We start from the raw sequence: 10442 nt of genomic DNA, 5'->3' as shown, positions 1-10442 counted from the left end.
CGATGGAATACGCTCTGGATATCTTCACGCAAACGCTCAAACATCATTCAGTCCTTCCGCTTAAGAAGCTCACCACGGGCCGCTTTCTGGGTTTCCGTGAGGATGCCACGCAAAATGTTCATTTCCGCCCGGCTGACCGAGCTGCGTCCGTACAACCGGCGCAGGCGCGCCATCAAGTGCCGCGGCTTTTCCGGATCAAGAAATTCGATGGCGACCAGCGTCTGCTCCAGATGCTCGTAGAAGCGCTCCAGCTCATCCATGGTCGCGAGCTCGGCGCTTTTCACCGAGGCCACTTCTTCTTTCTCGATCTTGGTCGGCTGCCCTTGAGCATCCAGCCAGGCCATGCGCACTTCATAGCTCAACACCTGCACCGCCGCCCCGAGGTTCAGCGAGCTGAACTCAGGATCGGAGGGAATGTGCACATGAAAGTGACATCGCTGCAGCTCCTCGTTGGTCAGGCCGGAGTCTTCACGACCGAACACCAACGCGATTTGCGCGCCCTGCCCCGCTTCCTCGACCACTTTGCTCCCGCATTCGCGGGGATCGAGCAGTGGCCAGGGAATGCGGCGGTCACGGGCGCTGGTACCGAGCACCAGATTGCAGCCGACCAAAGCGTCTTCCAGGGTGGCGACGACTTGTGCGTTTTCAAGGATATCCCCGGCACCGGAAGCACGCGCATCGGCTTCGTGATGCGGAAACAGGCGCGGTTCGACCAGCCCCAGCCGCGACAGACCCATGTTTTTCATGGCGCGCGCGGCCCCGCCGATGTTGCCGGGGTGGCTGGTATTGACCAGGACGACACGAATGTTCTGCAGCAAGGGAGGCGCTCTCGGACACAGGAAAGGGGTGCAAATCTTACAGAACAGCCTACCGTTAAGCTATGAAAGCGAACAGCGACCTTCACCTGAAGAAAAGTTCTGATAGAATGCGCGGCTTTCTTTAACAACCTTAGGTGACACATCCATGCAGCCCATGCTGAATATCGCGCTGCGCGCCGCCCGCAGCGCCAGTGAACTGATCTTCCGCTCCATCGAGCGCCTGGATACCATCAAGGTCGACGAAAAAGACGCCAAGGATTATGTATCCGAGGTCGATCGCGCCGCCGAACAGAAAATCATCGATGCTCTGCGCAAGGCTTACCCGAATCACTCGATCCAGGGTGAAGAGACCGGCATGCACGTCGGTAACGGTATCGAAGGCGAAGAGTACCTGTGGATCATCGATCCACTGGACGGCACCACCAACTTCCTGCGCGGCATTCCTCACTTTGCTGTCAGCATTGCCTGCAAATACCGTGGTCGCCTGGAACACGCTGTGGTTCTGGATCCGGTTCGCCAGGAAGAATTCACCGCCAGCCGTGGTCGCGGCGCTCAACTGAACGGTCGCCGCCTGCGCGTCAGCGGTCGCACCAGCCTCGAAGGCGCCCTGCTGGGCACTGGGTTCCCGTTCCGTGACGACCAGATGGACAACCTCGACAACTACCTGGGCATGTTCCGCGCCCTGGTCGGCCAGACTGCCGGCATCCGCCGCGCCGGTTCCGCCAGCCTGGACCTGGCTTACGTGGCCGCCGGTCGTTTCGATGCGTTCTGGGAGTCGGGCCTGTCCGAGTGGGACATGGCTGCAGGCGCCCTGTTGATTCAGGAAGCAGGCGGCCTGGTGAGCGACTTCACCGGCGGTCACGATTTCCTTGAAAAAGGCCACATCGTTGCCGGCAACACCAAATGCTTCAAGGCAGTTCTGACGGCGATCCAGCCGCACCTGCCGGCTTCGCTGAAGCGCTAAGCTTCCCGCGAAACGCAAAAAGCACCCTTCGGGGTGCTTTTTTTATGCCTGCGATTCAATTCCCCCTCTGTAGGAGCTGCCGAAGGCTGCGATCTTTTGATCTTGCTCTTAAAAAACAAAGTCAAAAGATCGCAGCCTTCGGCAGCTCCTACAGGAGGGATTGGTTTAACTGCAAACCACAAAAAAGCACCCCGCAGGGTGCTTCTTGTTAAAACAGTCGGCCCTTACTGACCCGGCTGATTCTGCGACAGAATCAACTTGCCTTCCTTGTCGACCGGAATCTGGTTGCCCGGATCGCGATCCATCCGCACCTTGCCTTCCTTGCCATCGAGCGAGTAACGCACGTCGTAACCGACGACCTTGTCACTGATGTCATTCACGGTGTTACAGCGAGTCTGAGTAGTGGTGTAGGTGTCACGGTTCTGCATGCCTTCCTGCACCTTGTTACCGGCATAACCGCCACCGACCGCACCCGCGACCGTAGCCAGCTTCTTGCCGTTGCCGCCGCCGATCTGGTTACCCAGCAAACCACCGCCGACAGCACCGATTACCGTGCCGAGGATCTGGTGTTGATCCTGCACCGGTTTTTGCCGGGTTACCGCAACATCCTTGCACACTTCACGTGGAGTCTTGATCTGTGTTTTGACCGGTTCAACGGCCAGCACTTGCGCATACTCAGGGCCGCTTTTAACCAGGCTGTAGGTGGCAACAGCACCCCCGGCAGTTACACCGACAGCACCCAATACCGCACCAACCAGCAACGACTTGTTCACATGAACCTCCTGACCATCACATGCGGGACGCGCCCGCGCTTCTCCCAGCCTTGGAGCATAAAAAAAGGCGCGAGTTCAACTCGCGCCTTTTTTGGGCTGACAGCCGGAGAAACGATGGCCGTTATGGACGGTCGTCGACTTCTTTCTCGGTGTTGGCCGGAGGAATCAGATCCTCGGTGCTCAGGTTCAGCCAGATCAGCACCACGTTGGCGATGTAGATCGACGAGTAGGTGCCCGCCAGAACACCGATGAACAGCGCAATGGAGAAGCCGAACAGGTTGTCACCACCGAAGAACAGCAGCGCAGCGATCGCCAGCAAGGTGGAGATCGACGTCGCCATGGTGCGCAGCAGGGTCTGGGTGGTCGAGATGTTGATGTTCTCGATCAGCGACGCCTTGCGCAGCACACGGAAGTTCTCGCGAACCCGGTCGAATACCACGATGGTGTCGTTCAGCGAGTAGCCGATGATCGCCAGTACCGCCGCCAGCACCGTCAGGTCGAAGGTGATCTGGAAGAACGACAGGATACCGACGGTCACGATCACGTCGTGAATCAGCGAAACGATGGCGCCGACCGCGAATTTCCACTGAAAGCGGAAAGCCAGGTAGATCAGGATGCCGCCGAGCGCCAGCAGCATGCCGAGGCCGCCCTGGTCGCGCAGTTCTTCACCGACCTGCGGACCAACGAACTCGACACGTTTGACCGTCGCCGGGTTATCGCCGCCGACTTTCTGCAGGGCGTCCGCCACCTGATGGCCCAGCTGCGGGTCTTCACCCGGCATGCGCACCAGCAGGTCGGTGGTTGCACCGAAGTTCTGCACGATGGCTTCGTGGTAACCGGAAGTCACCAGTTGCTCACGCACTTTGGTGACGTCGGCCGGACGCTCGTAGGTCAGCTCGATGAGCGTACCGCCGGTGAAGTCCAGCCCCCAGTTCATGCCCTTGTGGAAAACGCTGAACAAGGCCAGAACGGTGAGAAACACAGTGACGCCGAACGCAAAGTTGCGAACGCCCATGAAGTTGATTGTACGTAACATGGCAGCCCCTTAAATCCACAACTTCTTGAAGTCACGTCCGCCGAAGATCAGGTTGACCATTGCGCGGGTCACCATGATGGCCGTGAACATCGAGGTAAAGATCCCGAGGGACATGGTCACTGCAAAGCCCTTCACCGGGCCGGTGCCCATGGCGAAGAGGATGCCGCCGACCAGCAGAGTGGTCAGGTTGGCGTCGAGAATCGCGGTGAATGCCCGGCCGAAGCCTTCGTTGATTGCACGCTGCACGGTCATGCCGGCGGCGATCTCTTCACGGATCCGCGAGAAGATCAGCACGTTGGCGTCGACCGCCATACCCATGGTCAACACGATACCGGCGATACCCGGCAGGGTCAGCGTTGCACCCAGCAGCGACATCAAGGCCAGCAGCAGCACCATGTTCACCGCCAGAGCGACGGTCGCGATCACACCGAAGAAGCGGTAGATGGCGATGATGAACAGCGAAACGAACAACATGCCCCACAGCGATGCATCGATACCCTTGGTGATGTTGTCAGCACCCAGGCTTGGACCGATTGTGCGCTCTTCAGCGAAGTACATCGGCGCGGCCAGACCACCGGCACGCAGCAGCAGCGCCAGTTCGGACGATTCGCCCTGGCCGTTCAGGCCGGTGATACGGAACTGCGCACCCAGCGGCGACTGAATGGTCGCCAGGCTGATGATCTTCTTCTCTTCCTTGAAGGTCTGCACCGGCACGTCTTTCTCGACGCCATCGACAACCTGCTTGGTGTAAGTAGTCACCGGACGCTGCTCGATGAAGATCACCGCCATGCTGCGACCGACGTTCGAACGGGTTGCGCGGCTCATCAGCTCGCCACCGTGGCCATCCAGACGGATGTTCACTTCAGGCGTACCGTGCTCGCCGAAACCGGCCTTGGCGTCTGTCACCTGGTCACCGGTGATGATCAGGCCACGTTCGATCTGCGCAGGTGGACGCTTGCCCTCACGGAACTCGAAGGTTTCCGAAGTGGCTTTCGAAGCACCCGGCTCTGCAGCCAGACGGAACTCGAGGTTGGCGGTCTTGCCGAGAATACGCTTGGCTTCGGCAGTGTCCTGCACGCCTGGCAGCTCAACCACGATGCGGTTGGCGCCCTGACGCTGGACGATCGGTTCGGCAACACCCAGCTCGTTGACGCGGTTACGTACCGTGGTCAAGTTCTGCTTGATGGAGTATTCACGGATTTCCGCCAGCTTGGCCGGGGTCATCGCCAGACGCAGCACCGGTTGACCGTTGAGGTCGGCCGGAACAATGTCGAAATCGTTGAAGTTCTTGCGGATCAGTGCACGGGCCTGTTCGCGGGAGTCAGCATCGCTGAAGCCCAGCTGAATGGCGCCATTGAGTTGCGGCAGGCTGCGATAACGCAGTTTCTCTTTGCGCAGCAGGCTCTTGACGTCGCCTTCGTAGACTTTCAGGCGGGCGTCGAGGGCTTTGTCCATGTCCACTTCGAGCAGGAAGTGCACACCACCGGACAAGTCCAGACCCAGTTTCATCGGGTGCGCGCCGAGGTTGCGCAGCCATTGCGGGGTGGTTTGTGCCAGGTTCAGTGCGACGACGTAGTCATCACCCAATGCCTTGCGCACAACGTCCTTGGCCGGCAGCTGGTCTTCAGCCTTGGTCAGACGAATCAGACCGCCCTTGCCGTTGGCCGCCAGCGAGGCTGCCTTGACGTTGATTCCGGACTCACGCAACGCGGTGCTGACGCGATCCAGATCGGCCTGATTGACCTGCAGAGCCGTGCTGGCGCCGCTGATCTGAATGGCCGGGTCATCGGGGTATAGATTGGGAGCGGAATAAATCAGACCGATCGCCAGCACCGCCAGGATCAGAATGTATTTCCACAGAGGATATTTGTTCAGCATCACGCCGCCCGTTATGAACGCGGGGCGCCTTGCGCGCCCCGTCGATTGAGTAGAAGTTGGAACCTTAGATCGCTTTCAGCGTGCCTTTTGGCAGCGTGGCGGCGATGGCGCCCTTCTGGAACTTCATTTCCACGGTGTCGGAAACTTCCAGAACCACGAAGTCATCGGCCACTTTGGTGATCTTGCCGGCGATGCCGCCGGTGGTGACCACTTCGTCGCCCTTCTGCAGGCTGCTCAGCAGGTTCTTCTGCTCTTTGGCGCGCTTGGCCTGTGGACGCCAGATCATCAGGTAGAAGATGACCAGGAAGCCGACCAGGAAAATCCACTCGAAGCCGCCGCCCATAGGCGCTGCAGCCGGTGCAGCGGCGTCAGCCATGGCGTTAGAGATAAAAAAGCTCATTTAGCACTCCAGTTGCAAATGTTGAATCTTGGGGTCAGAAAACTCAGTCCAAAGGCGGAACGGGGAGCCCGCGTTTGGCGTAGAAGGCATCGACAAAGGCGGCCAATGTACCCTGTTGAATAGCCTCGCGCAAACCAGCCATCAGCACCTGATAATGGCGCAAGTTATGGATGGTATTGAGCATGCTGCCGAGCATTTCGCCGCACTTGTCCAGGTGATGCAGATAAGCACGGGAGAAGTTCTGGCAGGTATAGCAATCGCAGGTCGGATCCAGCGGCGAATCATCATGGCGATGGAACGCGTTACGGATCTTCAGCACGCCTGTATCAATGAACAGATGCCCATTGCGGGCATTACGGGTTGGCATCACGCAATCGAACATGTCCACACCGCGGCGCACACCCTCAACCAGATCTTCCGGTTTGCCAACGCCCATAAGGTAACGAGGTTTGTCAGCCGGCATCATGCCCGGCAGATAATCCAGCACCTTGATCATCTCGTGCTTGGGCTCGCCCACCGACAGACCGCCGATGGCCAGGCCATCGAAGCCGATCTTGTCCAGACCTTCCAGCGAGCGCATGCGCAAGTCCTGGTGCATGCCGCCCTGAACGATACCAAACAGCGCCGCCGTGTTGTCGCCGTGGGCGTTTTTCGAGCGCTGGGCCCAACGCAGCGACAGCTCCATGGATACGCGGGCAACGTCTTCGTCAGCCGGGTACGGCGTGCATTCGTCGAAGATCATCACGATGTCGGAACCGAGATCGCGCTGCACCTGCATCGACTCTTCCGGGCCCATGAACACTTTCGAGCCATCGACCGGGGAGGCGAAGGTCACGCCCTCCTCTTTGATCTTGCGCATCGCACCCAGGCTGAACACCTGGAAACCGCCGGAGTCGGTGAGGATCGGGCCTTTCCACTGCATGAAATCGTGCAGGTCGCCGTGCTCCTTGATCACCTCGGTGCCCGGGCGCAGCCACAGGTGGAAGGTGTTGCCCAGAATGATTTCCGCGCCGGTGGCCACGATGTCACGCGGCAACATGCCCTTGACCGTGCCGTAGGTGCCCACCGGCATGAAGGCCGGGGTCTCGACGGTGCCACGCGGGAAGGTCAGACGACCACGACGAGCCTTGCCATCGGTGGCAAGCAGTTCAAAGGACATGCGACATTCGCGACTCATTCTGTTTCCTCTGGGCCTGTGTGTTCAGGGGCAGTCGGGGCAGGATTACGGGTGATGAACATCGCATCACCGTAGCTGAAAAAGCGGTAACCGTTGTCGACGGCGGCTTTATAAGCGGCCATGGTTTCGGGATAACCGGCGAACGCCGAAACCAACATCAATAGCGTGGATTCCGGCAAATGGAAGTTGGTGACCAGGGCATCGACCACATGGAACGGCCGGCCCGGGTAGATAAAGATGTCGGTGTCGCCGCTGAACGGCTTGAGCACGCCATCGCGCGCGGCACTTTCCAGCGAACGCACGCTGGTGGTGCCCACGGCAATCACTCGCCCGCCGCGCTCACGGCACGCAGCCACAGCGTCGACCACATCCTGGCCGACTTCCAGCCACTCGCTGTGCATGTGGTGATCTTCGATCTTGTCGACGCGCACTGGCTGGAACGTGCCGGCCCCCACGTGCAGCGTGACGAACGCGGTCTCGACGCCCTTGGCGGCAATCGCCTCCATCAGCGGCTGATCGAAGTGCAACCCCGCCGTCGGCGCCGCCACCGCACCAAGACGCTGGGCGTACACGGTCTGATAGCGCTCACGATCCGAACCTTCGTCCGGACGATCTATATAAGGAGGCAAGGGCATGTGCCCGACGCGATCGAGCAGCGGCAGCACTTCTTCAGCAAAGCCCAGCTCGAACAGCGCGTCGTGACGCGCAAGCATCTCGGCTTCGCCACCGCCGTCGATAAGGATCTTCGAACCCGGCTTCGGCGACTTGCTGGAGCGCACATGGGCCAGCACGCGGTGCGAATCAAGCACCCGCTCAATGAGGATTTCCAGCTTGCCACCCGAGGCTTTCTGCCCGAACAGCCGCGCCGGAATCACCCGGGTATTGTTGAATACCATCAAATCGCCCGGGCGCAGATGCTCAAGCAAATCAGTGAATTGACGGTGTGCAAGGGCGCCGCTCGGCCCATCAAGGGTCAGCAGGCGACTACCGCGACGCTCGGCCAACGGGTGGCGGGCGATCAGCGAATCAGGAAGCTCGAAGGTAAAGTCAGCAACGCGCATGATGGGGTTCGTCTAGCAGGGCCGGAAAGTCTAGCGGAATTATCAAAAATTGACCATGAAACGTGATTGACCAACGGTAATCACCTCTCTATACTTCGCCGCCATTGAGCCCTGATGGCGGAATTGGTAGACGCGGCGGATTCAAAATCCGTTTTCGAAAGGAGTGGGAGTTCGAGTCTCCCTCGGGGCACCAAAATTGAGAAAGGTCTTGCTTAGCAAGGCCTTTTTTTTCGCCTGCCAAAAAGTGGCCGCTGCTGCAGGAGCTGCCGAAGGCTGCGATCTTTTGCTCTTCCCTTCTTGGCTAACACAACACCCAAGGATCCTGGCATGGAAACGTCTCTGGAAACCGTCGCCCTGTTCTCCCTCAAACTCGCTTACGAGGAAGAAGGCCTGAGCCCGATTCTGCGGGATGACATGGTCATGGGTGACTACCAGAAAGACGTGTTCGAGTTGCTGGTGAAACGTGGCGATGTTCAGACTATTCAATTCAAGATGAACGAGTGTCTGGGATTGGCGATGGTTGCGCTGGGTGGCGTCGAGAAACCCCTGGGACGTGAACTGCACAAGCTGTCAGCTGACTTCAGGCAGGCGCAGTCGCTGGAGCAGCTTGACCAGCCACTTCTTGCGCTCAAAATCTATTTGAAAGACGTCCTTTGATCCATCGCGCCACCGTCATAGCCTTTAGTGCCGAGCCTTGAACATTCCAATTGCAGGCGACGAACATCGGGATCAAGACGATTGCAAAGAGCAGGCACGCCGCCTCGAGCAACCATGGGCCTGTGTAGCCCGTGACGCGCATGAAGTGAGTGGCGCGAAGCGACTATTTTGTTATCTTGCCCTCCATCTCGAGCGCGCCTCATAACACGCGCGGTTTCAGGGCTTTGGCAGGTTAAGGAAAGGATCGAATGGAGTTTCTGTGTCTACTCGCGTTTCTGGCGGCGTGGGGTTTCATGTGGCGCTGGGTAGTGAAGAACCGTGGCAACTGGAACCTGTTCATCGGTAACGTTCTCGGCGCCGGGTCGGGGTTCATTGTCGGCATTGTGGTGTTCTCCATCACACTGTCACTGTTCGCGCCGCAGAGCAAAACTGCGAAAAGACACAGCGCAGACACGGCGACTCAAGAAGCTGCACCGGCTGCGATGATGCCTGAACCTGAACGTGAAGCTGTGCCGACGCCAGCCCCCGTTACCGTCGTAACGCCAGCGCGTTCCCCTGACGATTTCCCGGCCTATGTCGCGGGTAAACCACGAAATGAGCCTTCACCACCCGACTCGGCCTTGCTGCCGAACTACAGAGGTCGGCTGGCGGACTCACTCTCTGAGAAAACCCGACAGGACGAGTTTGGCGAAGCGTTTTCGTCGCTGCGCAATCAGGTCAGCAAGGAGCCCGACGCCGATCAGTCCTTGATCGCTTCAGTCATGTGCGTGCCATTCGTGCAAAAAGTCATGCGCTTCCCGGCCTCGACGGAAATTTCCGACACAGCCCCGAGTTCGGAGCGTTTCAAGGATCAGACTTACACCATCAGCAATCGTGTGACATCACGAAACATGCTCGGCGATGACGTTACCTACCGCTTCGACTGCACGATGCAACGAGTGGCAGCCAAGAACCTGGATGACGCCGACTGGCGTTTGCTGGACCTGAAGCTGCAAAAGGTCGGCTCTTAAGCCTCGTTTAAGGGTTCACGGCGCAGGCTGCGCTATCATCGCCAGCCTGTGCGCCTTGAGCTTCGCTCCCGAATGCCCCCGATACCCGCCGACCTGAATCCGCTGCCTCCCGTTTTGGCTGGCCCACTGCTACGTCGGCTGGAACCCACGCGACTGGTGCTGTGGCTGGTTGGCACGCGCAAATTGACGCTGACTTTGCGCGTGCAAGGTGTAGGTGATATTCCTCTCGACGCCGGGAGATGCACGGTCATCGCCGTAGGCAACCATGCCTTCATTCACCTCATCGATGTCAGCCTGGAAAGTGCCCTTCCCCTCGACACCTTTATCGACTACGACTTGCTCATCGATAACCAGCAACACATAGCTGAATGGGCGCCACATCTGCTGTATGGCAATGCCACATGCCCGAACTTCGTGCTGCGTTCGCGAATCGATCAGTTGCTGCACGGCTCCTGCCGCAAGCCGCATCATCCGACGGCGGACGGTCTACTCTGCGTCGATCAGTTGCTGGCGACAGAAACCGATCCGCAACAACGCCCGGCCCTGTTGATGATGAGCGGCGATCAGATCTACGCCGACGATGTGGCCGGCCCGATGTTGCGGGCGATTCACGCCTTGATCGAACGCCTCAACCTGTTCGACGAACACCTCGAAGGTGCCGTGGTCAG

11 protein-coding genes, 1 tRNA gene and 1 pseudogene are annotated in these 10442 nt (G+C 59.0%); 5 read left to right on the top strand and 8 right to left on the bottom strand.

Translation table 11 applies throughout. The features are described from left to right. Positions 1-44: hypothetical protein (locus tag DBR18_RS29090; protein ID WP_256588680.1), on the bottom strand; the 44-nt coding region annotated here is incomplete at its 3' end. A gap of 3 nt (positions 45-47) precedes the next feature. Further along, positions 48-818, bottom strand: a complete 771-nt coding sequence (trmJ, locus tag DBR18_RS11295) for a tRNA (cytosine(32)/uridine(32)-2'-O)-methyltransferase TrmJ (RefSeq protein WP_108590375.1) — start codon at positions 816-818, stop codon at positions 48-50. Positions 819-963: 145 nt separating this feature from the next. On the opposite strand from trmJ, the gene suhB reads away from it, so the two are divergent. Beyond that, positions 964-1782, top strand: coding sequence for an inositol-phosphate phosphatase (gene suhB, locus DBR18_RS11290; RefSeq protein WP_007964419.1), 819 nt, complete (start codon positions 964-966; stop codon positions 1780-1782). 224 nt (positions 1783-2006) lie between these two features. Here suhB and DBR18_RS11280 read toward each other — a convergent pair whose 3' ends face one another. The 6 genes from DBR18_RS11280 to queA all read right to left on the bottom strand — a co-directional run bounded on the left by DBR18_RS11280 (position 2007) and on the right by queA (position 8107). Further along, on the bottom strand, positions 2007-2555 hold the full coding sequence (locus tag DBR18_RS11280; protein WP_007964417.1) for a glycine zipper 2TM domain-containing protein: 549 nt from the start codon (positions 2553-2555) through the stop codon (positions 2007-2009). A 121-nt stretch (positions 2556-2676) separates the two neighbouring features. Beyond that, complete coding sequence (gene secF, locus DBR18_RS11275; protein ID WP_047599292.1) at positions 2677-3591, bottom strand: protein translocase subunit SecF; 915 nt, start codon at positions 3589-3591, stop codon at positions 2677-2679. A 9-nt stretch (positions 3592-3600) separates the two neighbouring features. Next, a complete protein-coding gene (gene secD, locus DBR18_RS11270; RefSeq protein ID WP_108590374.1) occupies positions 3601-5469 on the bottom strand; it encodes a protein translocase subunit SecD in 1869 nt (622 codons plus the stop codon). Positions 5470-5533: 64 nt separating this feature from the next. Then, entirely contained in the window at positions 5534-5869 is a 336-nt protein-coding gene (yajC, locus tag DBR18_RS11265) for a preprotein translocase subunit YajC (protein ID WP_007956696.1), read from the bottom strand. A gap of 43 nt (positions 5870-5912) precedes the next feature. Continuing rightward, positions 5913-7028, bottom strand: coding sequence for a tRNA guanosine(34) transglycosylase Tgt (gene tgt, locus DBR18_RS11260; RefSeq protein WP_161794909.1), 1116 nt, complete (start codon positions 7026-7028; stop codon positions 5913-5915). A 14-nt stretch (positions 7029-7042) separates the two neighbouring features. Further along, positions 7043-8107 carry a tRNA preQ1(34) S-adenosylmethionine ribosyltransferase-isomerase QueA gene (gene queA / locus DBR18_RS11255; RefSeq protein WP_007964414.1) on the bottom strand — a complete coding sequence of 355 codons (1065 nt, stop codon included), beginning with the start codon at positions 8105-8107 and terminating at the stop codon, positions 7043-7045. Between the two features lie 108 nt (positions 8108-8215). Here queA and DBR18_RS11250 point away from each other — a divergent pair. The 4 genes and pseudogenes from DBR18_RS11250 to DBR18_RS29085 form a co-directional block, all read left to right on the top strand. Then, a tRNA-Leu gene (locus tag DBR18_RS11250) sits at positions 8216-8300 on the top strand. 134 nt (positions 8301-8434) lie between these two features. Continuing rightward, positions 8435-8764: a hypothetical protein gene (locus DBR18_RS11245; RefSeq protein ID WP_108590373.1), complete on the top strand. Its 330-nt coding sequence runs from the start codon at positions 8435-8437 to the stop codon at positions 8762-8764. A gap of 248 nt (positions 8765-9012) precedes the next feature. Further along, positions 9013-9774, top strand: coding sequence for a hypothetical protein (locus DBR18_RS11240; protein ID WP_108590372.1), 762 nt, complete (start codon positions 9013-9015; stop codon positions 9772-9774). Positions 9775-9846: 72 nt separating this feature from the next. Beyond that, positions 9847-10442: pseudogene (locus DBR18_RS29085) on the top strand (alkaline phosphatase family protein); the annotation flags it as partial.

The sequence above is a fragment of the Pseudomonas sp. HMWF021 genome, from assembly GCF_003061005.1.
Lineage (GTDB): Bacteria > Pseudomonadota > Gammaproteobacteria > Pseudomonadales > Pseudomonadaceae > Aquipseudomonas.
The sequence above is the reverse complement of the archived record's forward strand: the minus strand, read 5'-3'. Positions and strand labels throughout refer to the sequence as shown.